The 24,532-nt window shown below is 71.1% G+C and carries 28 protein-coding genes and 1 pseudogene; 17 read left to right on the top strand and 12 right to left on the bottom strand.

Going from position 1 to position 24,532, the window contains the following annotated elements; translation table 11 throughout:
• Positions 1–5 precede the first annotated feature (5 nt).
• Positions 6–1,244: an acyl-CoA dehydrogenase family protein gene (locus tag ABZ880_RS50660; RefSeq protein ID WP_361277929.1), complete on the bottom strand. Its 1,239-nt coding sequence runs from the start codon at positions 1,242–1,244 to the stop codon at positions 6–8.
• A 195-nt stretch (positions 1,245–1,439) separates the two neighbouring features.
• Here ABZ880_RS50660 and ABZ880_RS50655 point away from each other — a divergent pair, with 195 nt between their 5' ends.
• From ABZ880_RS50655 to ABZ880_RS50640, 4 genes are read left to right on the top strand one after another with little or no spacing between them, the layout of a single operon-like run.
• Positions 1,440–2,975: an AMP-binding protein gene (locus tag ABZ880_RS50655; protein ID WP_361277927.1), complete on the top strand. Its 1,536-nt coding sequence runs from the start codon at positions 1,440–1,442 to the stop codon at positions 2,973–2,975.
• 56 nt (positions 2,976–3,031) lie between these two features.
• Positions 3,032–3,643 carry a histidine phosphatase family protein gene (locus ABZ880_RS50650; protein ID WP_361277925.1) on the top strand — a complete coding sequence of 204 codons (612 nt, stop codon included), beginning with the start codon at positions 3,032–3,034 and terminating at the stop codon, positions 3,641–3,643.
• A 29-nt stretch (positions 3,644–3,672) separates the two neighbouring features.
• Positions 3,673–4,863: an acetyl-CoA C-acyltransferase gene (locus ABZ880_RS50645; RefSeq protein ID WP_361277923.1), complete on the top strand. Its 1,191-nt coding sequence runs from the start codon at positions 3,673–3,675 to the stop codon at positions 4,861–4,863.
• A 17-nt stretch (positions 4,864–4,880) separates the two neighbouring features.
• Complete coding sequence (locus tag ABZ880_RS50640; protein ID WP_361277921.1) at positions 4,881–5,852, top strand: PDR/VanB family oxidoreductase; 972 nt, start codon at positions 4,881–4,883, stop codon at positions 5,850–5,852.
• 6 nt (positions 5,853–5,858) lie between these two features.
• On the opposite strand, the gene ABZ880_RS50635 is transcribed toward ABZ880_RS50640, so the two are convergent.
• Entirely contained in the window at positions 5,859–6,164 is a 306-nt protein-coding gene (locus ABZ880_RS50635; protein WP_361277919.1) for an ANTAR domain-containing protein, read from the bottom strand.
• A 755-nt stretch (positions 6,165–6,919) separates the two neighbouring features.
• Here ABZ880_RS50635 and ABZ880_RS50630 point away from each other — a divergent pair.
• The 9 genes from ABZ880_RS50630 (at position 6,920) to ABZ880_RS50590 (ending at position 10,864) form a co-directional block, all read left to right on the top strand.
• Positions 6,920–7,201: a hypothetical protein gene (locus ABZ880_RS50630; RefSeq protein WP_361277917.1), complete on the top strand. Its 282-nt coding sequence runs from the start codon at positions 6,920–6,922 to the stop codon at positions 7,199–7,201.
• A 109-nt stretch (positions 7,202–7,310) separates the two neighbouring features.
• On the top strand, positions 7,311–7,493 hold the full coding sequence (locus ABZ880_RS50625) for a hypothetical protein (protein WP_361277915.1): 183 nt from the start codon (positions 7,311–7,313) through the stop codon (positions 7,491–7,493).
• A 5-nt stretch (positions 7,494–7,498) separates the two neighbouring features.
• Complete coding sequence (locus tag ABZ880_RS50620) at positions 7,499–7,837, top strand: metalloregulator ArsR/SmtB family transcription factor (RefSeq protein WP_361277913.1); 339 nt, start codon at positions 7,499–7,501, stop codon at positions 7,835–7,837.
• Positions 7,834–8,307, top strand: a complete 474-nt coding sequence (locus tag ABZ880_RS50615) for an ATP-binding protein (RefSeq protein ID WP_361277911.1) — start codon at positions 7,834–7,836, stop codon at positions 8,305–8,307. Before ABZ880_RS50620 ends, ABZ880_RS50615 begins: the two co-directional genes overlap by 4 nt.
• A 56-nt stretch (positions 8,308–8,363) precedes the next feature.
• Entirely contained in the window at positions 8,364–8,543 is a 180-nt protein-coding gene (locus ABZ880_RS50610) for a DUF6126 family protein (protein WP_361277909.1), read from the top strand.
• A 282-nt stretch (positions 8,544–8,825) separates the two neighbouring features.
• The gene (locus ABZ880_RS50605) at positions 8,826–9,323 is read left to right on the top strand and encodes a hypothetical protein (RefSeq protein ID WP_361277907.1); all 498 of its coding nucleotides are present in this window, start codon (positions 8,826–8,828) and stop codon (positions 9,321–9,323) included.
• Positions 9,320–9,757: a pyridoxamine 5'-phosphate oxidase family protein gene (locus ABZ880_RS50600; RefSeq protein WP_361277905.1), complete on the top strand. Its 438-nt coding sequence runs from the start codon at positions 9,320–9,322 to the stop codon at positions 9,755–9,757. The genes ABZ880_RS50605 and ABZ880_RS50600 overlap by 4 nt, the downstream gene beginning before the upstream one ends.
• 43 nt (positions 9,758–9,800) lie before the next feature.
• Positions 9,801–10,094: a hypothetical protein gene (locus tag ABZ880_RS50595; RefSeq protein ID WP_361277903.1), complete on the top strand. Its 294-nt coding sequence runs from the start codon at positions 9,801–9,803 to the stop codon at positions 10,092–10,094.
• 224 nt (positions 10,095–10,318) lie between these two features.
• Entirely contained in the window at positions 10,319–10,864 is a 546-nt protein-coding gene (locus ABZ880_RS50590) for a GNAT family N-acetyltransferase (protein WP_361277999.1), read from the top strand.
• Positions 10,865–10,877: 13 nt separating this feature from the next.
• Here the strand turns inward: ABZ880_RS50590 and ABZ880_RS50585 are convergent, their stop codons facing one another.
• The 7 genes from ABZ880_RS50585 to ABZ880_RS50555 form a co-directional block, all read right to left on the bottom strand.
• On the bottom strand, positions 10,878–12,359 hold the full coding sequence (locus ABZ880_RS50585; RefSeq protein WP_361277901.1) for an NADH-quinone oxidoreductase subunit C: 1,482 nt from the start codon (positions 12,357–12,359) through the stop codon (positions 10,878–10,880).
• A 4-nt stretch (positions 12,360–12,363) separates the two neighbouring features.
• Positions 12,364–13,962: a proton-conducting transporter membrane subunit gene (locus ABZ880_RS50580; RefSeq protein ID WP_361277899.1), complete on the bottom strand. Its 1,599-nt coding sequence runs from the start codon at positions 13,960–13,962 to the stop codon at positions 12,364–12,366.
• Positions 13,962–14,642 carry a hypothetical protein gene (locus tag ABZ880_RS50575; protein ID WP_361277897.1) on the bottom strand — a complete coding sequence of 227 codons (681 nt, stop codon included), beginning with the start codon at positions 14,640–14,642 and terminating at the stop codon, positions 13,962–13,964. The genes ABZ880_RS50580 and ABZ880_RS50575 overlap by 1 nt, the downstream gene beginning before the upstream one ends.
• A complete protein-coding gene (locus ABZ880_RS50570) occupies positions 14,639–15,598 on the bottom strand; it encodes an NADH-quinone oxidoreductase subunit H (RefSeq protein ID WP_361277895.1) in 960 nt (319 codons plus the stop codon). The genes ABZ880_RS50575 and ABZ880_RS50570 overlap by 4 nt, the downstream gene beginning before the upstream one ends.
• A gap of 10 nt (positions 15,599–15,608) precedes the next feature.
• Positions 15,609–17,642, bottom strand: coding sequence for a proton-conducting transporter membrane subunit (locus ABZ880_RS50565; RefSeq protein WP_361277893.1), 2,034 nt, complete (start codon positions 17,640–17,642; stop codon positions 15,609–15,611).
• Positions 17,639–18,121, bottom strand: a complete 483-nt coding sequence (locus ABZ880_RS50560; RefSeq protein WP_361277891.1) for an oxidoreductase — start codon at positions 18,119–18,121, stop codon at positions 17,639–17,641. Before ABZ880_RS50560 ends, ABZ880_RS50565 begins: the two co-directional genes overlap by 4 nt.
• Positions 18,122–18,301: 180 nt before the next feature.
• A complete protein-coding gene (locus tag ABZ880_RS50555; RefSeq protein ID WP_361277889.1) occupies positions 18,302–18,652 on the bottom strand; it encodes a metalloregulator ArsR/SmtB family transcription factor in 351 nt (116 codons plus the stop codon).
• Positions 18,653–19,460: 808 nt separating this feature from the next.
• On the opposite strand from ABZ880_RS50555, the gene ABZ880_RS50550 reads away from it, so the two are divergent.
• The gene (locus ABZ880_RS50550; protein ID WP_361277887.1) at positions 19,461–19,934 is read left to right on the top strand and encodes an STAS domain-containing protein; all 474 of its coding nucleotides are present in this window, start codon (positions 19,461–19,463) and stop codon (positions 19,932–19,934) included.
• A 123-nt stretch (positions 19,935–20,057) separates the two neighbouring features.
• On the opposite strand, the gene ABZ880_RS50545 is transcribed toward ABZ880_RS50550, so the two are convergent.
• The 3 genes from ABZ880_RS50545 to ABZ880_RS50535 all read right to left on the bottom strand — a co-directional run bounded on the left by ABZ880_RS50545 (position 20,058) and on the right by ABZ880_RS50535 (position 21,490).
• Entirely contained in the window at positions 20,058–20,495 is a 438-nt protein-coding gene (locus tag ABZ880_RS50545) for a DUF2267 domain-containing protein (RefSeq protein WP_361277885.1), read from the bottom strand.
• Positions 20,496–20,560: 65 nt separating this feature from the next.
• Positions 20,561–20,956 (bottom strand): DUF2267 domain-containing protein, encoded by a 396-nt coding sequence (locus tag ABZ880_RS50540; protein WP_361277883.1) that lies wholly within the window; start codon positions 20,954–20,956, stop codon positions 20,561–20,563.
• A gap of 102 nt (positions 20,957–21,058) precedes the next feature.
• Positions 21,059–21,490 carry an Hsp20/alpha crystallin family protein gene (locus ABZ880_RS50535; protein ID WP_361277881.1) on the bottom strand — a complete coding sequence of 144 codons (432 nt, stop codon included), beginning with the start codon at positions 21,488–21,490 and terminating at the stop codon, positions 21,059–21,061.
• A gap of 128 nt (positions 21,491–21,618) precedes the next feature.
• Between ABZ880_RS50535 and ABZ880_RS50530 the strand changes: the two genes are divergently transcribed.
• From ABZ880_RS50530 to ABZ880_RS50520, 3 genes and pseudogenes are all read left to right on the top strand, one after another.
• A complete protein-coding gene (locus tag ABZ880_RS50530) occupies positions 21,619–22,272 on the top strand; it encodes a type III effector protein (RefSeq protein WP_361277879.1) in 654 nt (217 codons plus the stop codon).
• Between the two features lie 374 nt (positions 22,273–22,646).
• A pseudogene (locus ABZ880_RS50525) lies at positions 22,647–23,225 on the top strand (dihydrofolate reductase family protein); the annotation flags it as partial.
• Between the two features lie 333 nt (positions 23,226–23,558).
• Complete coding sequence (locus ABZ880_RS50520) at positions 23,559–24,248, top strand: hypothetical protein (RefSeq protein ID WP_361277877.1); 690 nt, start codon at positions 23,559–23,561, stop codon at positions 24,246–24,248.
• The last annotated feature ends 284 nt before the right edge of the window (positions 24,249–24,532 follow it).

Genomic DNA, 24,532 nt, shown 5'->3' with positions numbered 1-24,532 from the left:
GTGCCTCAGTTGCCGGGGAGTTGCGAGAACGGCACCCGGTCCACCCGCGGCTCGGGCGGCAGCTTGAGCACCCGTTCGCCGATCAGGTTGCGCTGGATCTGGTCGGTGCCTCCGGCCAGCCGGTAGCCGGGGGCGCCGAGGAGATGCTCGGTCCAGGCGAAGGTGCCCGGTTCCCCGGTGTCGGCGCTGATGCGCGCCCCCATCAGCTCGGCGGCGACCTGTCCTGTGCGGGTGAGCAGTTCGGAGGCCATGAGTTTGGTCAAGGACGCCTCCGGGCCCGGCCGGCCGCCGGCCGCGCTGGTCCTGGCGACGCGTGCGACGGTCGCCGCGCGCAGGGCGCTTCGGACGTACAGGTCGGCGAGGCGCTGGCGGACCAGCGGGTCCCCGGTGCGGCCGAGGGAGCGGGCGAGGGCGAGGACGTCGGTGAAGGTGCCGCCCTTGCGGCGGTTGCCGCTGCCGGAGGCGGTGCGTTCGAAGGCGAGGGTGGTGGTGGCGACCTCCCAGCCCTGACCGGGGCGCCCGATCCGGAGCCGGTCCGGGACGCGTACACCGCTGAGGAAGACCTCGTTGAAGGAGGCGCCGCCGCTCATCTGACGGATGGGGCGCACCTCCACTCCGTTGGCGTCCATCGGTACCAGGAAAGCGGTGATGCCGGCCTGTTTGACGACGTCCGGGTCGGTGCGGGCGAGCAGCAGGCCGTAGTCGGCGAACTGGGCGCCCGAGGTCCACACCTTCTGACCGTCGATCACCCACTCGTCACCCTCCTGCCGGGCGCGGGTGCGCAGGGCCGCGAGGTCCGATCCTGCGCCGGGCTCGCTGAAGAGCTGGCAGGCGAGCAGGTCGGTGCGCAGGAAGGCGCGGGCGTGGTCGCGGCGCTGCTCGGCGGTCCCGAACAGGGAGACGGCCATCGCGACCAGGCGCACGGTGACGCTGATCAGCTCGGTCGACGGCGGTACCTCGAAGGCCGACTCCTCCTCGGCGAAGGCGGCCACATGGGCGGCGGTCAGACCCGCGCCGCCCTTGTCCGCGGGGAGGGTGAGCGCCTGGTAGCCGGCGTCGAACCGGGCTCGCTGGTAGGCGCGGCAGCGGTCCAGCAGCAGGCGTTCCTCGCTCTCCGGCAGGTTGTGGAACACGGCGAGGTCGGCGGCCTGGGTGACGGAGTCCGGCGCCCGCGCCGGTTCCAGCACGGTGGCCAGCCACTGCCGGACCTGCCTGCGCCATGCGTCCGGATCCAGCTCGGACATGGCTCCTCCTCGGACACTTACCAGACGGTGGATTTAGTAACGGGGTGTGGGGCAATGCGCCCGTCACCCGCTGAAACAAGCGGTAATGACTCCGCTCCGGATCAGAGTGTTCCGCACTTTCTTGATAAACGCTACAGTCTCAGCATGTCCTCTCCCTTGAAATCGGGAGAGGCCCGAGGAGCCGCCGGAGGAGCCATGTCGCTGCTGCCACTCGACCGTCGCGCCCAGGAGTCACCCGACGAGCCCGCCCTGGCGGACGACCTGGACGTGCTGTCCTGGTCCCGCCTCGCCGACCAGGTGGCGCGGGCGGCGGCCCGGCTCCTCGAGTTCGCGCCCGGCCCCGACGACCGGATCGCCGTCCTCGGTGACAACGCGATCCCGACGCTGGTGACTCATCTGGCCGGCCTGCGCGCCGGAGTGGGGACCGTCGCCACGTCCCGGAACCTCACCTCGGGCGAACTCGTCGAGCAGATCATCGACGCGGGCGTGACCGGGATCGTCGCCGGACCCGTCGGCGCGGGTGCCGCGCTCGACGCGGCCCGTGAACTGGGCCTGCCGGTGGTCTTCCACGGGACCCCGGCGCTCGGCCACGCCTTCGACTGGGAGCGGTGGCTGGCCGCCGCACCCGCCGGGCACACCCTCCCCGAGGGCCGACCCGCCCGGCCTCCGCTCGTCTACACCTCCGGAACCACCGGACGGGCACGCGGTACTGAGGTGCGCTGGGTCAGCGACCCGGTCGCCGACAGCTGCGCCTACCTCGCCGCGATGTCCGCCCGGCCCGGATTCCCGCCGGGACCACACCTGGTGTGCGGTCCCCTGCAGCACAACGCCCCGCTGACCTCGCTGCGGCACCTTGCGGCCGGTCAGCCAGTGGTCGTCCTCGGCAGATACGACGCGGAGACGTTCCTGAGCCGGGTGAACAAGTGGCGGGTCACCTCGACGGTGATGGTGCCCACTCACTTCCAACGCCTCCTCGCCCTCCCGGACGAGGTCCGCGCCCGGTACGACGTCTCCAGCCTGCGGCAGGTCTCCCACACCGGCTCCGCGTGTCCACCGGACGTCAAGCGAGCCATGATTGACTGGTTCGGTGCCGTGCTGACCGAGTCCTACGGCGCCAGCGAAGCGGGCACCGTGGCACGCATCAGCAGCGAGGAGTGGCTGGCCCACCCAGGCTCGGTCGGGCGCGTGCGTCCCCCCTTCGAGGTCCTGGTCACCGATGACGACGGTCGGCAACTGCCGCCCGGCGAACCCGGGCTGCTGGCCTTCCGGGCCCCGGAGGACCAGGGCGTCCGCTACCACGCCGACCCGGACAAGACCAAGGCCGCCTACCTCGCCCCCGGCGTCTTCACCCTCGGCGACATCGGCTACGTCGACGCGGACGGCTACATCTTCATCACCGACCGGGCCGCGGACATGGTGGTCTCCGGCGGGGTCAACCTCTACCCGGCCGAGAGCGAGGCCGTACTGCGACAGCACCCGGCGGTCGCCGAGGTCGCCGTCATCGGCGTGCCCGACCCGGACTTCGGCGAGTCCCTGCGGGCGCTGATCGTGGCCGCGGACGAACCGCCCGCCGACGAACTGGACCGGTTCTGCCGCGAGCGCCTCGCCGCCTACAAGTGCCCCAAGTCGTACGAGTTCGTGCCCGACCTGCTGCGCAACGCGATGGGCAAGCTCGACAAGCGCGCGATGCGCCGCCCCTACTGGGCCTCCGAACGGACCATCGCCGGCTGAGCCGCACCTCCGTCCCCGCTCACCCCTGTGCCTGCTCACCCCTCTGAAGGTTCACCATGACCGAACTCCTCCTCATCCGGCACGGCCTCCCGCTGGCCGGTGTGTTCGATCCGGGGCTGTCCCCGGAGGGCACCGCCCAGGCCGAACATCTCGCCGCCTGGCTCGGACACGAGGACCTCGACGCCCTGTACGTCAGCCCGTATCGGCGGGCCCGCGAGACCGCCGCGCCCCTGGAACGGCTCACCGGCATGACCGCCACCGTCCTCGACGACCTGCGCGAGTGGGACACGGACGTGTCCCAGCCCTACACACCACCCGAGCAGATCGGCGCCGACGATCCCCGGGCGGCGGCACTCGCCGAGGGACGCTTCGAGGACTTCGTGCCCGACCTGGACCGGGACGCCTTTCGGGCCCGTGCCGTCCGTGCCATGGACACCATCCTCGACGCCCATCCCGGTGGACGGGTCGCGGCCGTGTGCCACGGCGGCATCACCAACACCTATCTGGCGACGGTGCTGGGCCTGCCCACCATGTTCTGGTTCCACCCCGACTACACGTCCGTCAGCCGGGTGCGGCGCATGCGCGGCGGTCGCACCGTCCTGCACTCGGTCAACGAGACGGCCCACCTGATCGCCGACCGTGCCGTGGACGCCGACACGGCCGCCTGACCCGTCCCACACCCCAGGAGGTCCCGGCCATGCCCGGATCCGTCATCGTCGCCGGTGCCAGGACGCCCATCGGCAAACTGCTGGGCGCCCTCGGCTCCCTGTCCGCGGTCGACCTCGGCGCCCACGCCATCCGCGCGGCCCTGGCCGCCGTAGACCTGGAGCCGGCGGCCGTGGAAGCCGTCGTCATGGGCCATGTCGTCCAGGCCGGCGCCGGCCCCAACCCGGCACGGCAGGCCGCGGTCCAGGCCGGCATCCCCTTCTCCGTGCCCGCGAGCACCGTCAACAAGCTCTGCCCGTCCGGACTGCACGCCATCGCCCTGGCCGACCTGATGATCGCCTCGGGCCGTCACGACGTGGTCGTGGCCGGCGGCATGGAGTCCATGTCGAACGCCCCGCACCTGCTGCGCGCAGCCCGCACCGGCTGGAAGTACGGTTCGGCGGCGGCGGAGGACGCCCTCGACCGCGATGCCCTCGTCTGCGCCTTCGACGGCGTCTCCATGGGCGCGGCGACCGAGCACTACCAACGGCCCTTCGACCTGACCCGTGGCGAACAGGACGAATACAGCGCGCTCTCCCATCAAAGGGCCGCCCAGGCCCAGGAGTCGGGTGCGTTGTCCGAGGAGATTACCCCCGTCGCCGTGGCCGGGCGCCGGGGCGAGACGGTGGTCGCCGCCGACGAGGGCGTACGACCCGGGACCACCGGCGAAAGCCTGGGACGCTTGAAGCCCGCCTTCGCCGACGCGGGCACCATCACCCCCGGCAACGCCTCACAACTCTCCGACGGCGCCGCGGCCGTCGTCATGATGAGCGCCGAACGCGCCCGGAGAGAAGGGCTGACGCCGCTCGCCGAGATCGGTGCCTACGGCACGGTCGCGGGCCCCGACCCCTCGCTGCTCGTCCAGCCGGCCGGTGCGATCCGCGACGCGCTGTCCCGGGACGGCCGGCTCAAGGCCGCCGACCTGGACCTGTTCGAGATCAACGAGGCGTTCGCCTCGGTGGCCCTGGCCTCCGTACGGGAACTGGACATCCCCCTGGACAAGGTGAACGTCAACGGCGGAGCGATCGCGCTCGGACACCCGGTCGGCATGACCGGAGCCCGGCTGGTCCTGACCCTCGCGGCCGAACTGCGACGGCGCGGAGGCGGCAGCGGAGCGGCCGCTCTGTGCGGGGGCGGCGGCCAGGGCGACGCACTACTGCTGCACGTGCCGACACCGGCCTGAACCCGGAGCTGAACACCATGAACGACCAACAGCCCACGGTCGACGCCACTCTCACCGTCGAGACCCGCACCCGGGCCGCGGACGGCGTCGTCTCCCTCACCCTGCGCCACCCGGACGGGGGCGCGCTCCCCGCCTGGACGCCGGGCGCCCACATCGACGTACTGCTGAACGGCGACGACGGTGGCGACCTGATCCGTCAGTACTCCCTGTGCGGGCACCCCGCCGAACGCGACGCCTGGCAGATCGCCGTACTGCGCGAGCCCAAAGGCCGGGGCGGTTCCGCACACATCCACGACCACCTGCACGAAGGCGCCAAGCTACGGGTCCGCGGACCGCGGAACAACTTCCCGCTGCGGCCGGCCGCACGACATCTCTTCATCGCCGGCGGTGTCGGTATCACGCCCATCCTGCCCATGGTCGAGGCAGCCGAGGCCGCCGGAGCCGACTGGCGCCTGCTGTACGGCGGCCGCACCCGGACCTCCATGGCGTTCCTGGACCGTCTCACCCCGTACGGGGACCGAGTACTCGTCCGTCCGCAGGACGAGTACGGCCTGCTGGACCTTGCCACGTTCCTCGGCGTGCCCGAGGAAGGCACCCTGGTCCACGCCTGCGGTCCCGAACCCCTGCTGCGCGCGGTGCAGGAGCAGTGCGCGACCTGGCCGCCCGGCACGCTGGGCGTCGAACGCTTCGCCCCGGTACGGACGGCCGAGACCGGCCCTGCCGATGCCTTCGAGCTGGAGCTCGCCCGTTCCGGGCTCATCCTCACGGTGGCACCGGACCGTTCGGTGCTCGAAACCGTGGAGGAGGCCGGCGTAACGGTCGACTTCTCCTGCCGGGAAGGCACCTGCGGCACCTGCGAGACCGACGTGCTCGACGGCACACCCGACCACCGCGACTCGCTGCTGTCCGAGGACGAACGAGCCGCCGGCGACACCATGCTCATCTGCGTCTCCCGCTCGTGCGGCCCCCGCCTCGTCCTCGATCTATGACGGCGGTCAGCTCCGATCGGACAACGACTCAACAGGGCTGCCAGCGATGATCTGCCGCGCGGTTTCCGTGATGGGCTGCTCTGCAGCGAAGGCGTGCGCCCGTAGTCGTGCCCGTGCCTGGTCGATCGACAGTCCGAGCTGAACACTGAGGATCCCAATCGCCTGGTGTACTTCGGCGCGATGGAGGTTGCCAGGGCCGCCCGTTTCCAGGGCGTTGCCGATCGGCCCGTCGGGACTCCAATCGGTGGCAAGCAGATGGCTGGTGACACCTGTGGCGACGGTTGTCGCCAGGGTCCGTTCCCGTGAGTTCAATGGGCGAGCTTCGAGCCGGTGACCGGTGTGCCCCGACGGTGAAGGCCCCGGCGGCCAACGGGAAGGCGAACACCGCGTTCACCCCGAGGATGTGGGCGCTGGTGCAGAAGGGGGACCAGTACCCGTGGCCCTCGGTGACGTCGGGGAGCAGGCAGGGCGTCCCGGTCCTGGCGGCCCGTCGACTGGGGCCGTCCCCGAGGGTGAACTGGAGGTCGTCGAGGTGGGCGGCGCCCTGGTCGCTGAACCACAGCAGCACCGGGTCATTCCGTCCGACAGTGACTGCGATGCCGTCCATGTTCAGCAGGGCTGCGCAGCGGCGGGCCCAGGCGGTGGAGTGCGCGTGCGGCCAGGGCGGGTCCAGGGTGGCCAGGAGCTTTCGGAGAGCGACGTAGGGCATGGGATGCCTCCCCTGATGCGGCATCCGCCCTGGCACGGGGGTGGCGATCGAGGCGTTGCGGCGTGCACGGGTATGTTGACATGTTCCCCGGCCGGGACGGGACGACGGCGTCCTCCCCCTGCTTCCCAGTGAGGGGACGTTCCCGCAACCGGGGGCCGGGGTTGCGTGCAGGGGCCATGTCGCCATCCGGTCCGCAAGCCGCAAGCATCCCGTCCGGTTTGCGCACGATCTGGTGACAAGCTGTCGACACCCAGTCAGGAGGCTTTCGGCGCGTCTGAACGTCGCCTTGCGGGCCAGGGCGAGGGCCTGCTTGTCGGCCCGAAGGGCCAGGTCCGGACGTGCCAGCCTTCGAAGGGCGATGGCGACCGTGTTGAGGACGCTGGACTCGATCCAGTGCCGTCTCGAGTCCTTGACCATGGCGAGGGCCCGTTCGGCCTGCTTTGAGATTTTCCTCGACCTGCGCACACTGCGCGCCTCCGGCGCGGTCACCGCGGAGGATGTGCGTACGGTGTCCGCGCTCGGCCGTGGCGTCTCGCTGCACATCATCGGCGCTCCCGCGGGGATCCGCCCCTGCCTGCTGCCGGTTCCGCAGGTCACCTTGCACTGCGGCATGGCGTCCGCGTGGGAACAGTGGGCCTGATGCTCATCCTCAGGGTCCTTACGGCGCCGATACCGGCCCCTACAATTGAAGAGTTCTTCAATTGGTAAGTTGCCGGGGTCAATAGATGGTCCACCGTCCGGAGGTCGGAGTGAACGAAGTCGCCGAGGCACTGCTGGCGCGGGTCCGCGCGGCGCGGGCAGGTCTGGCGGCCGCGGTGAGAGCCGACGACGCGTATGCCGTTGCGGTGGCCGAGGACGAGCTGGATGACGCGGTGCGGCTGGCGCGGCGGCACGGGCTGGACGTCGAGGCGACCGGGACGGGCGAGGGGTGATCGACATGCCGGTTCCGCTGTACGAGGCGAAGGCCGAGTTCTTCCGGATGCTGGGGCACCCGGTGCGCATCCGTGTGCTGGAGCTGTTGCAGGACGGCCCGAAGCCGGTGCGAGATCTGCTCACCGCGATCGAGGTCGAGCCGTCGAGTCTGTCCCAGCAGCTGGCCGTGCTGCGCCGCTCGGGCATCGTGAGCGCCACGCGTACGGGTTCGACGGTGGTGTACGAGCTGGCCGGGGGTGACGTGGCCGAGCTGCTTTCCGCCGCCCGGCGGATCCTGGCCAGCCTGCTGACCGGCCGGCAGGACCTGCTGGACGAGCTGCGGGCGACGGGGTCGGCGCGGTGAGCGGTAGCGGTGGATTCCGGCTGCCGTGGCGACGCGCCAGACCGGTGGCGGCCATCGAGCACGTGCCGCCCGCGATGCAGCGGCACATCGCCTCGTTCCGGCTGGGACCCGAGGCGGTGCGGCGGGCCCGGGAGGCGGTGGCCGAGCACCTTCCCGCTGCCGGTGTTGCGCCGGCTTGCGCGTTCGCGGATGCCGTGCTGCTGGTGACCAGCGAGCTGGTCGTGAACGTGCTGCGGCACGCGCCTTCCTCACCGGTGATGGACGTGGGGATCACGGTCGCGGCCGGGCAGCTGGTCGTCAGCGTCGCGGACGCGGAACCGATGCTGCCGGATCTCAGCGACGAGGGCATGGGTGCGGGGCTGCGGATGGTGGCCGAGCTGGCTGCCGACTACGACGGTGACGTCAGCGCGGAACCTGCCGTCGACCATGACGGCAAGGTGATCCTCGTGCGGTTCAGCATGCCGTCCTAGGACATCGACATCAGGCGGCGCGGGGGAGATATCACGGGAAGCAGGGAGACAGCACGGTGACCGATCAGACATCCGACCAGTCCGCGGGCAATGAGCGGAAAACGAAGACCAAGGATCGGGAGTGGCGGATCGAGCGCGGTGTCGCGATCCGGGCGGGCTTCTACATCTTCGGCACGCATCTGTTCGCCGGCTTTGTTTGGCTGCTCTTCTATCTGGGCGAGCACGCGCACAAGTGACCAGACGTGATGGCACGCTCCCCCTGACAAGGGCTGACCGGCCCCGAAGTCGGCCCGGTCGACCTATGGCCCGCGTCCTGCCCTTCAGGGAACCATCTACTGCCCGCACAGGCGGTTGCGTCACGTCGCCGTCTCCCGCGTGACGGTGCGGCAGATGCCGTCAGGCCCGCAGATTGAAGACTTCTTCAATTGGGCAGTTGCCATCACCGATACATATCTGATCGGCCGGGGCCTGTGGGAACGCGCCGGGTCGGGTTCGGCGTAGAGAAAGGACTGCCTGAGGTGATCGCTGTTGTGGGACACCCCGACCTCACCGCGCCCACGCTGGCGATGCTGGAGGAGGAGCTGTACTGGCGGCTGGCCGAGTTCGCGCGGGCGGGCAAGGCAGGGCTGGTGCGTGCCGGGCGAGGGCTGCCGGTCGCCTTCGGCAGGGCCGCTCGTGCTGCAGGGATGGCGCTGGTGACCGTCTTGCCTTCCAACAACGGCGTACCCGAGGTGCTGGAGTCGTGCGAGCGCCGCGCGGCCGGCGAACTGCTGCTGCTCTCCGAGCAGGTGCGACTGCTGGAATACGACCCGTCCGACCGCGGCGCCTGTGTCGGCGCGGACGAGAGCCTGCTGCGCTCCTGCGCCCGGCTGCTCGCGGTGTGGGACGGCTCCCCGTCCAGCAATCAGGACGCCACGGCCCATCTCGTGGCCTTCGCCCGCAGCAGCGGCATAGACGTCGAGGTCGTGTGGCCGGAGGGAGCCGGCCGCATGGCACCGGACGAGGAGGCGCCATGACCCCAAAGCTCCCTGTGTCTGCTTCGTCCGCGCGTATGGTCGAGCTGAGCCGCGACGAGGCCCTGAAGCTCCTGGGCACCGTGCAGCTGGGGCGTGTGGCCTTCAGCGATCAGGCACTGCCCGCGATCCGCCCCGTCAACCACGTCGTGGAGGAGGGCGACATCATCGTGCGCACGCACGGCGGGTCGGCCCTGCTGGTCCGTGCGCTGCAGTCCGAAGTGGTGGCGTACGAGGCCGACGAGATCGACCCGGTGACTCGGACCGGGTGGAGCGTCGTGGTCACCGGCACGGCGACCCGGGTCGTGGATCCGGCGGCGCTCACTCGGTACGAGCGTCTGCTCGTGCCGTGGGTCGCCACGGAGATGGGGCACGTAGTACGGATTCGGCCGGAGATCGTCAACGGCTACCGGCTGGTGGCAGTCGCCCGTTCCTGACGTGGCCGGATCATCAGACCTCCTCAGTGACAAGATCGGGGTCATGGGCACCGAGACGGACTGGGTGTACCGCGTGGACGAGCCGCACGGCTCGCAGGGCTGGCGCCCCTACGGCGGCCACTTCGCGCGATGGCGAGGGACCGTCACCACCGATGCCCCGAGGGAAGGCGCCGAGTATGTCGCCGCCCTGGTCGTCACCGATCTGGTGACCGACTGGGAGACTCGCGGCACCGGCGACAGGCATGTGCGTGTGCTCGTCTGGAGGGACGAGGAAGGCGACGGCCCTGATGATGCCGCCTTCACGGTGGAGATTCAGCCGGGCATCGGTGCAGAGTGACCGAGCGACTTTGCAGGCGGGAGCTGACACTGCTGATGGCGCACGTGGTGAGCAGCCGGCCGGAGTTCGGCAGTGGCTGTCGTCTGCTGGGAGCCGCTCGTTCCTGATGCGGGTGAGGCGTGTGCGGTATACCCGGATATCGGGTTTCGCAGCTCCCGGAGCTCTGGCAGGATGCCGCGATGGTTTCGATCTCTCCCGTGCCCCCGGTCGTTCCCGCAGGCCGGATGGCCCAGCATCCACAACCCGTGCTCGCTCTGTCCCATGGCTTGGAGCTGCGGCCGTGGCGCGTCGATGACGCCGATGTCCTCATGACCGCCGGCCAGGACGCCGCCATCCGGAAGTGGAACCGTCTGGTCGTGGAATCACCGGGGCACGCACGCCGGAGGATCGAGCGCATGCACCGGCGCTGGCAGGACGAGCAGGCGGCGATCTGGGCCATCGCCCGGGCGGACGGTGGCGAGGCAACGGGCCTGATCGGGTGGGGGGACATCGACCTCGCCGACGGCAACGCCGAGATCGTCTACTGGGTGCTGCCCGCGGCGCGCGGCGGCGGTGTCGTCGTCGAGGCGACCCGGCGCGTGAGCCGGTGGGCCCTCGAGGAGCTGGGCCTGCACCGCCTGCGCCTGTGCCACTCGACCGCGAACCCGGCGTCCTGCCGCGTGGCGCAGAAGGCCGGTTACTCCTTCGAGGGCACCCAGCGCAGCGCACTGCTGCACGAGGACGGGTGGCACGACGAGCACCTGCACTCCCTGGTGGAGGGAGACTACTGAGGCTCTGCGGCGTTCAGAGGTCATTGCCCGCGTAGGAGAGGTTGAAGCTCTTGTTGGTCAGCGGGAAGTCCGGGACGATCGTGTCCGCCAACGCCACCGGCAGGGCAGGCCAGTTGAAGAAGGACGGGTCGACCGGCTTGACCCGGGCCAGGGTGCCGTCGGGGGCGAGTTCGAGGCGGGTGGCGATGGTGCCGCGCCAGCCCTCGACCAGGCCCACGCCGCTGCCGCGGCCCGCACCGGGCAACGGCGGGGGCGCGAGCACCGCTCCGGGGGCCTGCAGTCCGTCGGCGAACTGCTCGATCAGGGCGAGGGAGGTGTCGATCTCCTCGGCGCGGACGAGGAAGCGGGCCAGGACGTCGCCGGTGTCGTGGACGGGTACGTCGAGCTGTGCACCGTATGCGGTGAAGGGGTGGGTCACGCGGGCGTCGTCGGGGATGCCGCTGGCGCGGGCGACGTAGCCGAGGCAGCCGATCTCCCGGGCGGCAGGTGGGTGCAGGATCGCCGTTCCGGTGAAGCGGTCGCGGACGGTGGAGTGGCCGAGGGCGAGGTCGGTGATCTCGCGGATGTCCTCGCCGATCGCCTTCAGCCGGGCCGGATCGGGCAGCGTGCGCAGGGCCGCACCGCCGGGGACGACGCCGCCGCGCAGCAGCCGGTGGCCGGTGATGTCCTTGTTGAGACGCAGGAGTTGTTCGCGGACGCGCTGGGCGTGGGCGTTGAGGATGCCGTGGCCGACGTCGTTGCAGAGCATGCCGAGGTCGGCGATGTGGTTGTGGACGCGCTCCAGTTCGAGGAGCATCGCGCGGGCGCGCTGGGCCTCGGGCGGGACCTCGGTGCCGGTGGCCTCCTCGACGGCCAGGCAGTACGCGAGGGCGTGGCCGACTGCCGTGTCGCCGCTGATGCGTTCGGCCAGCGGGAGTCCGGCGGCCACCGAGCGTCCCTGGAACAGCTTTTCCACCCCTCTGTGAACGAACCAGAGGCGGGCCTTGAGCTTGAGGATGGTCTCGCCGACCACGGAGAAACGGAAGTGACCCGGCTCGATCAGCCCGGCGTGCACCGGGCCGACCGGGATCTCGTACACGCCGTCGCCCTCGACCTCCAGGAAGGGGTACGGGCCCTCCTGCTCGCCGAAGGCCGGCGCAGGTCCGGCGTCGGGGCGCATCGGGTACCAGCCGCGCGGCCAGTGGAAGTGGCGGACCAGGCGGCGGGGCAACGGGTGGTCGAGCGGGACGATGCCGAACAGGTCGCGCATCTCCCGCTCGAACCGGCCCGCCGCGAAGGAGAGATGGGCCAGTGTCGGTACTTCCGGCCGGTCCGGGTCGAGGCGGATGTGCAACTCCACGCGGGCATCGGGCGCGCCGGAGGTGAACAGGTACACCACGCGCGGCCCGGCCTCGTCGAGGTGCGCGGCGATCAGGGCGAGACGGTGCCCCTGCGTGAGGAGGTTCTGGGCGTGCTGGGGCAGGGTGATGGCGCTGCTCTGGTAGATCTTGCGCATCGCTTCAGCCTCCGATCGCCTGGGCGGCGGCGTGCAGCAGGTCGGTGAGCGGGCCGAGGGTGATGCCCAGGGCGGCGCAGGCGGCCAGGCCCAGCCACAGGGGCCATGCGGCGGACGGGCGGTCTTCGGCCGGTGTTCCGGTTCCCGGTCCGAGCAGCATCCGGGCCGTGCGGGCGGCCAGCGCGGCGAAGGCGACCAGGACGAGCAGCAGTGCCGCCGCGGTGACCCAGCCGAGCCCCGGCCCGGCGGTGAAACCGGCGCGGACGATGCCCAGTTCGGAGGCGAAGAGGCTGAAGGGCGGGAACGCCATCAGCGCCACCACCGCCAGCCCGAACGCCCCGGCCGTCGCGGGTGCCCGGGCCAGCAGTCCCCGTACCCGCCCGATCCGCGCGGTGCCGGTGAGCTGCAGGATCCGGCCGGAGGTGCAGAAGGCGACCGATTTGGCGAGCCCGTGGCCGGCGATGTGCAGCAGCGCGGCGGACAGGGCGAGCGGGCTGCCGATCGCGGCGGCCAGGGCGATCAGGCTCATGTGCTCCATGGACGAGTAGGCCAGCATCCGTTTGTAGTCGCGTTGGGCGAGCAGCAGTCCGGCCGCCAGAGCGAGGGTGAGTAGCGCGATCCCGGCGAGCAGGGCGCGGATGAAGCCGACGCCGAGGGCGGCGTCGGCGACGACGCGGTAGCGCAGGATCGCGGCGAAGGCGACGGAGAGCAGGACCCCGGACATGAGGGCGGAGACCGGTGCGGGTGCCTGGCTGTGGGCGTCGGGCAGCCAGGCGTGCAGCGGGATCAGGCCGGCCTTGGCGCCGAAGCCGAGGACGATCAGGGTGATGCCGAGCCGGGTGACCGCCGGGTCGAGGCGGTCGGCGCGGGCGACGAGGGTGGGCCAGTCCAGCGCCCATGCCTCCGCGATGCCGGCCTGCCGGGCCGCGTAGTAGATCAGGACGGTGCCGAGGAAGGCCAGCGCGATGCCGGCCGAGCAGATCACCACGTACTTCCAGGCGGCCTCCACGGAGGTGCGGGTGCGGCGGTGGCCGACCAGGAAGGCGGTGACGATGGTGGTGGCCTCGATGGCCACCCAGAGCACGCCGAGGTTGGCGGTCACCACGGCCAGGCACATGGCGGCCAGGAACGCCTGGACGAGGACGTGGTAGCGCCATCCGGTCTGGTCGGAGGCCCGCTGCGCGGCCCGTTCACCGGCGAGATACGCGGGAGACGAGCCGCAGGCGATCAGGGCGACGGCGCCGACCACCAGGAGCATCCAGGTGGTCAGCGCGTCCGCGCGCAGCAGTCCGGAGTACGCCGTTGTTGGCCCGTGCTCGACGATGCCGGCGGCGAGCAGGCTCGCGCACGTGAGGATGACGGCAGGTGAGACGAGACCGGCCCAGTCCCACCCGTGCCGCTCGGGCACCTGGCTCGGCTGGGGGGCATCCGCGACCAGGACGGCGCCCTGCGTGGATGCCCGCTGTCGGGCCTCGGTGAGCTCGGCAGCGAACGCCGCGGCCGTCGAGCGGGTGCGCAGTCCGGGCAGCGCGTACGCCCCCGCGACCAGCAGCGGAACGGCGGCGGGCGCGGTCAGCAGCACGGCGGAAGCAGTGGCGTTCATCAGTCGTGCAGCTCCCGCAGGTCGTCGATGTCGGTGGTGCCGAACGTCTCCCGCACTCGGGTGGTGAGGATCTGCAGCACCAGCACCGCCAGCAGCACGTCGAAGGAGACGCCGAGTTCGACGATCAGCGGCACGCCGGAGGTGGCGAGGAAGGCGGTGGCGGTGATGCCGTTGTCCAGCAGCAGGAAGCCCACCACCTGAGCGAGGGCCCGCCTGCGGGTGACCAGGACGAAGAAGCCGATCAAGACGACGGCGAGGCCGACCGGCAGGGCACGGGTCGCGGGCGTGGGGTGCAGTTCGGTCAGGGGCCGGGCGACTGCGTAGGCCAGGAGGGTCAGCAGGGCGGCGGTCAGCAGCGACGCGGCGACGTTGATCAGCGGCTGCGTTTCTCGCGCCTCCTCGCTGTGCGCGCGGTCGGCGGCGAGCGCGGTCAGGGCGCGGCGCATCAGGTACGGCAGGACACCCGCCCTGAGGGCGCCGATGCCGAGGCCCACGGCGACCAGGTCCCAGCGCTGTTCGTGGGCGCCGAGCAGGACGGCGATCGCGGCGAGTGCGACGCCCTGAAGGGCGAACACCCGCACGATCGCGGCCAGTTCGCGCATCCACAGCACGATCACGGCCGCCAGCAGGAAGGCGCCGCAGGCCAGGTCGAGGAGCTGGGTGTACAGGCCGCCGCTCATGATGTGCCGCTCAGGAAGTAGGAGGCGGTCACCGCGAGCAGCGCCAGCAGGAAGGAACCGGCGAGGAGTTCGGGCACCCGGAACAGCCGGACCTTGGCCCAGAACACCTCGGCCACCGCCAGCGCTGCGCCCAGCAGGGTGAGCTTCGCCGCGAACAGCACCAGCGCCAGGATGAGCGCGGCCCAGGAGGTGCTGGTGGCGATGCCCCAGGGCACGAAGAGGGAGGACAGCAGGCCGAGCAGCAGAGTGAGCCGCATCTGGGCGCCGAGTTCGACCAGCGCCAGGTCCGGGCCCGCGTACTCCAGCACCATAGCCTCGTGGATCATCGTGAGTTCGAGATGGGTGGAGGGGTTGTCCACCGGGATCCGCCCGGTCTCCGCGAGCACCGCCACCGCGAGCGCGGCGACCGCCAGCAAACCGGCCGGGGAGGCGAGGCGCGCCGGTTCGTTGATGGCGCCCTGGACGATGGACGGGATGTTGGTCGTCCCGGCCGGTATCGACAGCGCGAACACCGACAGCAGGAGTGTCGGCTCCACCAGGGAGGCCACCGTCATCTCCCGGGATGCGCCCATCCCGCCGAACGCGGTGCCGGTGTCCAGGCCGGCCAGCGCGAGAGCCAGGGTGCCCAGCGCGATCAGCGCCACTACCAGGATCAGGTCCGCATGCCCGCTGACCGGGGTGTCGGTGGACAGCAGCGGCACCAGCGCCGCCACGACCATGCTCGTGGCGACCAGCAGCGCGGGGGCCGCGCGGAACGCGGGCCCGGTCCCGATCGGCGTGATCGGCTCCTTGCGCAGCAGCTTGCGGGCGTCCCGCCAGGGCTGGAACACCCCGGCCCCGGTCCGGCCCTCCAGCCGGGCCCGCACCTGCCGCATCCACCCGGTCAGCACCGGTGCCCCGGCGCCGACCACGAACACCTGGCCGGCCACGGCCGCGTATCCGACAGCAGTACTCATGGCTCTGCTCTCACCAGCCCACCGCCAATGCCAACAGCAGGACGACCAGGCCGACGAAGCCGTAGCCGAGGTACAGGTGCACACTTCCGCCCGCCATGCGTCGAGCTGCCCGACCCCAACCCGCCAGGGCCGACAACACCGGCTCGTACAGCCGGTGTTCGATCCGGTCGGGCACCCGGCGCTGAAACCGCACCCGCTCCACCAGGTACGCCGACTCGCGCACCGGGGTGACGTTCAGGTCCTGCTCCGGGGCGAGGACGTCGTCGAAGACCCGCTGCAGCGGCTCGGCGAACGAGGTCGCCGTGTAGGCCATCCGCGGGGTGGGCGCGCCACCCCCGCAGTCCCACAGCCTCGCGTTCACCCGCCGCCGCCGGCGCCCGTAGAGCCGGGGCAGCCCGACGGCCAGCATGATCGCGGCGGTGAGGGCGGCCACCACCCACAGCGGGGACAGCGAGGCGGAGATGTCCGTGAGTCGCACGCTGAGCCCGCCGCCGGACAGAGCGCCGCTGCCCGGAAGCCCGGTCGCGGTCACGGCCCGGTCCAGCCCGTCGCCCAGCAGCCCCGGCACCAGCGCCAACGCCGCGCAGGCGGCGGCCAGCAGGCCCATCCCGGCGAGCATGAGGGGCGGCGACTCCTTGGCCGCGGCGGCCGGTTCACTACGTGGCCGGGCGAAGAAGCCGACCCCGAGCGCCTTGACGAAGGCCGCCGCGGCGATGCCGGCGGACAGGGCGATCAGGGCCACCGACAGCGGCAGGACGACCGCCACTGCCACGCCCGGCACCTGGAGGCCGTGGATGAGGGACTGGAGCAGGAGCCACTCGCTGATGAAGCCGTTGCCCGGCGGCAGCGCCACCGCTCCGAGCGCGGCCAGCGCGAACAGCCCTGCCGTGACCGGCATCCGCGGGCGCAGCCCGCCCAGCCGGTCCAGGTCCCGCAGGCCCGTGGACCTGAGTACCGATCCGGCGGCGCAGAACAACAGGGCCTTGAACGCGGCGTGGTTGATTACGTGCAGCAGAGCCGCGGACAGGGCGAGCGTGGCGAGCGGCCGGTCGCCGTAGGACGTGAACAGGCCGGACGCGCCGACACCGATGAGAACCAGGCCCATGTTCTCGCTCGTCGAGTAGGCCAGCAGCCGCTTGAGGTCGGAAGCCATGGCCGCCTGCAGGATGCCGTACACCGCGCTGGCCCCACCCACCGCCATCAACCCCAGCCACCACCACGCCGGTCCGCCGCCGAGCAGGTCGAGGCCGGTGCGGACGAGTCCGTAGATGCCGAGGTTGACCATGGCGGCACTCATCAACGCCGAGACGGGGCTGGGCGCCTCGGGATGGGCGCGTGGCAGCCAGGCGTGCAGCGGCACCGCGCCCGCCTTCGACGTGAACGCCAGCCCGACCAGCACGAACACCAGCCCGCGCGCCGCCGGCGACACGGCCTGCGCGCCGGTCCGCAGCGCGCTGAAAGTCTCTCCGCCCGCTTGCGCCGCGAACACGGAGAATCCGATCAGGAGAAGGATCAGGCCCAAGTGGGTCATCACCGCGTACCAGACACCGGCCTGCCGCACCGAGGCGCGCTCCCGGTGCTCGGCGAGCACCAGCAGCAGTGAGGCGAGCGCCATCAGCTCCCACAGCACCAGGAATGTGGACACCGACGCCGCCACCGGTACGAGAACCAGGGTGAGGGCGAACAGCGGCAGTACCGTCTGTGCGGTCCGTGAGCCGAGCCCGTGCGGTCCGTGTCCACTCGCGTAGCCGATGCCGTACACCGCGACGGCGGCCACGACGGCCCCCGCCACCGCCATGAACAGACCCGCCAGCGCGTCGACCGCCACGTGCGCTCCGGCCAGCGGCAGGAGTCCGGGGAAGGTGGCCGCCCAGCGGCTGCCGCCCAGTGCGGCCACACCCGCTGTGCCGCCGCCCACCCCCACCCCCGCCGTCAGCACGCCCACGACCGGGACGCGGATTCGGTACGGCAGCCCGAACCCGGCCAGCGCGCCCGCGACGGCCAGCGCGGCGGCCGTCGCGAGGGCAGCCGGGATCACGCTCACCGCCCGGTCACCCTCCTGAGCGCGGCGACGATCTCCTGCGGCTCCGGCGGGCACCCGGGGACCTGCAGATCCACCGGTACGACGTCGGCGACGGCGCCCTCGACGCCGTACCCGCCCGCGAACTCCCCGCAGTTGATCGCGCAGTCGCCGACCGCGACCACCAGCCGCGGCTCGCCCATCGCGGCGACCGTGCGGCGCAGCGGCTCGGCCATGTTCCGGGTCACCGGCCCGGTCACCAGCGCCACGTCCGCGTGCCGGGGCGAGGCCACCAGCCGGGCGCCGTACCGCTCGGCGTCGTAGACCGGGTTGAAGGCCGCAGCGATCTCGATCTCGCAGCCGTTGCAGGAGCCCGCGTCCACGCACCGCACCTGTACCGACCCGCCGAGCTCGCGCGCCGGGGCCGGGACATCGCCCTCCGGACGCGGCGGAGCGGGCTCGGCCACCCGCCCGGTGGTACGGATCTTGCGCAGCAGGCCCATGAACCCTCCCTGATCCGGTGAGGACTGTCCGCAGGTGACCAACAGGCCATCCCACGGACGGAGTTACGGCACTTTCCCGACGCTTTGCACTGATGACGCATCTTGGTGAAGACGGCCGCCTCCCGATACCACAGAGCGCTGTCAACTCGTCGGGAGGCGGCCGTCGATCAAGGGCCGTCGCTACGACGGCGGCTTCGCCTCCCCCTGTGCTGCCTGCAGGTCGGCGAGCAGCTCGGCCTGCCCGGCCAGCACTCCGGACAGGATCGTCCGGGCCACCCGCAGCAGCTCCGCAATGTGCGGGCTGGTCAGCGAGTAGTACACGGTCGAGCCCTCCTTGCGGGTCACCACCAGGTTCGCCCGGCGCAGGACGGCGAGCTGCTGCGAGAGGTGCGCGGCCTCGATGCCCACCTCGGGCAGCATCTCGGCGACCGCGTGCTCGCGCTCGCTCAGCAGCTCCAGGACCCGGATGCGGGCCGGGTGGCCGATCGTCTTGAAGAACTCGGCCTTCAGTTGGTACAGCGGCGTACTCATCGTGCCGTCGCCTCCCCGGTACAACAGCACGGCCCCACCGGCCGGGCTTCGGCGCATCGCATCCACCCACTCGTCAACACCATGCGGCCATCCTCGCGTGCGGCACCGGGCACGCCGAACCCGCGCGAAGGAACCGAGCCGCCGAATCCACCAATGACGACCTCAGGAATTGCTAACATTAGCAACTGCTGAGGTCGTGTGAGGAGGTTTGCGTGAGGATCACCCCGCGGCGCGGCACAGGTGTCACTTGGCTCACGTGCCCCGCATGCCGCCTCAAGTGCCGCCCCACCGCCGTCGCTCCCGGTGGCGGCTGTCCCCGCTGTGGCAACGACCGGATGCTCAAGCTGTCGTTCGGAGGTCGCTCAGCACGGCCGGCCAGGGACCCGGAGCACGACCAGCGGAGAAACAGAGTCCTGCGCCCCTACCTGCAACGCAGACCCTGAGGCAATCATCAAGGACCACGATTCCAGGCCATCATCGCGTGGGCCAATGGTGGGCGCCACTTGATCCACGGCCCAGCCGCCGACGGCTCCGCCGCGGTGATCACTGGAACCCCTCGCAACACGGCTGGACTTGGGCGACGCCGGAGGACACCGGAGGACACCTTTGACAATCCGTCAATAACTGGCGAAGGGGCCCGCTTCCTCACTCCCGGCAGTAGGTTGGCCGTACGGCCGCCCGTGACCCCGGCCCTCTCCGTGAAGTCCCACCCGCGCAACAGAGGCCCTGCGCAAGTCGAAAGCCACCCCGGTGGCAGAGGAGATGGGCACATATGGGCCCGTACCCTGACCTGTTCGACGAGTGCCGCATGGTCCGGGCCGACGGGGAACTGGACCTGACGACGGCGCCGGCCTTCACACGTGACCTGGAGGACGCCCGCCACGGCACCGGCCGGCTGTTCCTGATCGTCGACCTGAGCGGCGCGACGTTCATGGACGGCAGCATCCTGGACCCGTTGTGCGCGGCGTGGCGCGACTGCCGCGGGCGCGGCGGATGGGTGCGCGTCGTCCACCCGCGGCGGGGACCGAACCTGGTGTTCCGGGCCGCGGGTCTGCTGGAGCGTTTCCCGCGGTACGCCAGTGCCCAGGACGCCTGTGACGGCACTGCGCTCGGCAGGACGGGCCTTCCGTGTGATCGGGGCCCGGACCAGATCGTCCGGGCCCCCGCCATGCCTCACGGATTTTCCGGCCCGGTGCTGTTGCCCTTGTGCGGTAAGCCTGTTGGCGGTCCTCGGACTGCGTGTGAGTGGTGCTGCCAACGTCGGCTCACTCAGCGCCGGTGACGGGCCACGTGGTGGGTCCCGGCGGCGTCAGCGTGATGCCGGTGACCGTGACGTGTCGCGGTCTGTGCAGCCGTGCAGGCGTCATGGTCACCGGTGTGTTGCGGCGCCGCAGGTGCGGCCCGTCTATGCGGCTTGGGTGAGTTCGGCGCGGCCGAACAGCAGCGCGTAGCCCGGGGGGAGCTGGCGCAGGATGCGGGTGAGGAGGTCGGGTCCGGCATAGGCCGCGACGGCGGAGAAGACGGATCCGGTGTCCCAGCGGGTGGTGCCCAGGGAGCCACCGGTGCGAGCGGCGAGGTCCTTGACGAAGGCCCAGCCACCCAGCGGCCGAGTGTCGGGGATCTGGGCGGTGAGAATGCGTGCAGCCTCAATGGGGAGGCGTGAGGCCAGTTCGACGCGTTCGTCGCCGGTCAGCTGGCGCCCCAGCCCGGCGAGGACGAGGCGGACGGCTTCCTCGGCCTTCTCGCGAGTGGGGTACGCGCCGTCGTAGCGGACCTTCTCCAGCATGTGCTCGTACGCCCTCCCGTAGGGCTGCTCGAGCGGTGCGCTGTGGTCGGACATCACTGCGGTGGTTGCCTTTCTGTCACCAGGTCGTGGTGGCCGGTGTGCGGTCACCGGGGGGTGGGTGGTCAGGTGGGCTGAGGGCAGCCGAAGAGGAGGTCGTAGCCCGCGGGGAGCTGGAGCAGGATCTCCTTGAGGAGGCCGTCGCCGACGGCGTCGGCGACCGTGGACAGGACGGCGCTGACGTCCCAGGCGGCGGTCTGTTCGCTCGCGCCTTCGATCCAGGCCGCGGTCGCGCGCACGAATCGCTCCGGGGGCAGCGGTTCGGCGCTCTGCAGCGGGTTGAGCAGGATCAAAGCGAAGTCGTCCGGCAGACGCGCCGCCAGCCGGGCGCGTACCTCGCCGACCAGGTGTGCACCCAGCAGGGCGAGCACCACGCGGGCCGCGCGGTCGGCTTCCTGCAGGGTGTCGTACTCGCCGCGTTCCTTCACCTGGGCGAGGAACGCTTCCCGTCGCACGGTCACGGCCGTCACCCCTTTCCTCAGCGCCACGGGGGCGCAGGACGGGCGAGGGGGGAGATCAGGTACCCGTCCTGCGCCGCTGTTCAGCCCTCATCGGGTCTGAACTCAGCCGGAGATCTCCTTGGGGCCGGCTCCGACGCCGATGGAGATCTTGCGGGGCTTGGCGCGCTCGGCGATCGGAATGCGCAGGGTGAGCACGCCTGCGTCGTAGTCGGCCTGGATGTGCTCGGTGTCCAGCGTGTCGGCCAGCACGATCTGGCGGGAGAAGACGCCCAGCGGCCGCTCCGACAGCTCCATCTGCACGTCGTCGGCCTTCGCCACGGGCCGGCGCTCCGCCTTGACGGTCAGCATGTTGCGTTCGACGTCGATGTCGATCGCGTCCGCGCTGACGCCGGGGATGTCGAAGGCCACCACGTACTGGTCGCCCTCGCGGTAGGCGTCCATCGGCATCGGGGACGGCCTTGACCAGGTACCCGGTCCCATCAGCTGCTGGGCGAGCCGGTCCAGCTCACGGAAGGGGTCGGTGCGCATCAACATGGTGAAACACCTCCAGGAAGGTTCGGGCAGTTGCTGCCAATGCGCTTCACTGAAACCGTTGTAACATGTCATCGAATGGATGACAAACCTGGTGTCGTCCAAAGGATGACCATCTGAGGGAGGTACCCATGACACCGGCCGACCAGCCGGCACCGGCCAGCACCGACACGCCGAGCCCGGCGTCGTTCCTCGCCGCCGCGGCGGCCCTGCACGCCATAGACGACGCCCTGCAGGCCGCCCGGCACGAGGCCCCCGCAACTGCCCAGACGCACGACGCCGGCCCGGAGCAGGCCCTGGCCTCGCTTCTGCTGCTGCGGCAGGTCCGCGAGCAGCTCGCCGGATGGGAGACCGGCCTGATCGAGACCGCCCGCCAGGCGGGCGCCAGCTGGGCCGACCTCGCCCACCCCCTCGGCGTCGCCAGCCGCCAGGCCGCCGAACGCCGTTACCTGCGCGGCCGGCCCGGCCCCGCGGGAACCACCGGCGAACAACGCGTCCAGGCCACCCGCGAACGCCGCGCCGCCGCACGCACCACCGCCACCTGGGCCCGCCGCAACGCAGCCGACCTGCGCCGCATCGCCGGCCAGATCACCGCCCTCACCGACCTGCCCGCAGCAGCCCGCAACCCGCTCAGCCGGCTCCACGCGGCCCTCGCCCACGACGATCCCGCCGACCTCATCCACCCCCTCAACGCCACCCGCCCCCACCTCACCCCCGGCCACCCCGACCTCGCAGCGCAGCTCGATGCTCTTACGAACCCCGCCACGAACCGGCCTCTCACCTGAACCGGAATGCGGGATCGATCATGTGATCCGGCGGCTTCCGGTCTCACGTAGCCAAGGGCGATTCCGCGCCGATCGGCCGGACACCCCAAGCGAAGGCCGCGCCGCCAGCCCTCGCCCGCGCCCCGCGTGCCCCCGGCACTGACCGACGCCGCACTCGCCAGCTCCAGCACGCTCACCCGCATCACCACCAGCGCCCCCTTGGCGGGCGTTCACATGGCTCACGCCGACCCGGTACGTCGAAGTGCGGCGGCGGTTCCTGCTCGAACATCCCGGCCATGCGCTGGACGGCTGGCCGCTGTCGGCCGATTGACTTCTTACAGGAGCGACAGCTCACGACACGCTAATTTGGGGCACTCAACGCAGAGGAGAGCCCCGTGGGCAAGGTGGTCATGTACAGCTCGGTGTCGGTGGACGGCTTCATCGCGGACGAGAATGACCAGCCCGGACCGCTGTTCGACTGGTTGTCCAGCGGTGACGTCCCGTTGGACGAGAGCGGCAAGCTGAAGGTGTCGCAGACGTCCTACGACTACACCCGGCCGTACTGGGACCAGATCGGAGTCACGATCGTCGGCCGCCACGTCTTCGACTTGACGGACGGTTGGGACGGGAAGCCTCCGGGCGGGATCGACCACGTGGTCGTCGTGACACACCGGCCGGAGCCCGAGGGCTGGGATGCCGAGGCGCCGTTTCACTTCGTCGACGGCGTCGAGGCAGCCGTAGCCAAGGCACAGGAGCTTGCGGGTGACCGCATCGTCGAGGTCGCCGCCGGCGACGTCGGTGGCCAGGTGCTTGCCGCGGGCCGGATCGACGAGGTGCGCATGGACGTCGTACCGGTCGTATTCGGGTCCGGCAAGCGCTACTTCGGGTCGATCCAGACGCAGCACCTGTTGGAGGATCCTGACGTGGTGATTCAGGGCAACCGGGTGCTTCACCTGCGCTATCGGCTGCGCCGTTTGACCGACGACGCGGGCCACCTCGCCCTGTCGCCCACATCCTCGACCACACCCTCGCCACCAACCTGCTGCGCGCCGGCGTCGACATCGTCGTCAACCGTCGGTGCACCTCGGCATGCCGACTTCCGGTCCTCGGCTGGGCGATCCAGTACGGATGGTTGACGCCCTGACATCGTTACGCTCACCACCTGGGGCAGCCCGTTCGCGATAGCTTCCTGCCACCCAAAGCGAAGTGAGGAGATGTCGGTGGAGCCTCCCTCAGCATCATCCCTGTTCACGCCCGCACTGCGTGTGCTCACGGGCCTACTGGGCGCAGGGTCCTTCGGAACGGGAGTGCTCGCGGTATTCGTGACCCAGAATGGGACGGGCACGGGGGTGCTGCTTGCCTTCGGCGGCGTCTTGCTTGTTCTCGCTCTGCTGGGAAACCGCATCGAGAGCTTCGAACTCGGTGGAGCCAAGCTCCGGCTCCGCGCGGCCGCAGCGGACCGCTTCGCGCTAGCAGAGGAGTCCGAGCGTCGGGGGGACACCACCACGGCTGGTCGGCTGCGCGCGGAGGCACAGGCTCTGCTGGACGCCGCGGGACCCATCGCTGCCGACTACAGGTCGGTGCGTGGCTCGATGCGCCCGGGTCCAGAACGCACCCGCGCCATGGAAGAGGTTGTTTCGCGAGCCCGCCGTCTCTCAGAGGACCAGCCGTTCGAGCCAGCCGAAGTCTTGCGCTGGCTACGCGAGGGAAGCGACGAGGAACGCGTTACTGCCCTGGCCATGATGCAGGCCAACCGTGAGCTGCGGAACTTTGAAGCCGCGGTCGCGGCCATCGAGCACTCACACAGTCCATTCGAGCAGTACCACGCGATGCTGCTCACTGCACTGATGATCGACGATCTTGATGCGACGCAGCTGCGGCGGCTTGCCGAGATCATCAAGTCCCAGCGAGGGCCTCGTTTCCGCCGTGACACCGACCGGTGGCAGCTCAGCGAGGCCATCCTCCAGCGCGCGGATGGACGCTCAGGCACCCGGTGAGCGCCGGACGCTCGCATGGTCGGCAGGGCTGCAAGCCAGCCGGGTTCGGGGGTGATGTCGGGTCGGTGATGGCGACGTAGCGGCCGCTGGCCGCGCAGATCCCGCGGTTGCGGACCGCGCTCAGTCCCGGGGTCGGCTCGTACAGCACCCGTACCGGGTGACCGGGTGCAGTAGGGTCCGCGGCGGGGGGGGGGCGGGGCCCCCCCGGCGCGCGGCGGCCCGCGACACCCCCGGGAGGGGGGGGGGTGGGGAATCGCGCGCCCCGCGGGGCGGCCGCCGCCGGG

The organism is Streptomyces sp. NPDC047043, from assembly GCF_040644055.1.
Taxonomy (GTDB): Bacteria; Actinomycetota; Actinomycetes; order Streptomycetales; family Streptomycetaceae; genus Streptomyces.
This window is presented reverse-complemented; position numbering and strand designations above follow the sequence as displayed.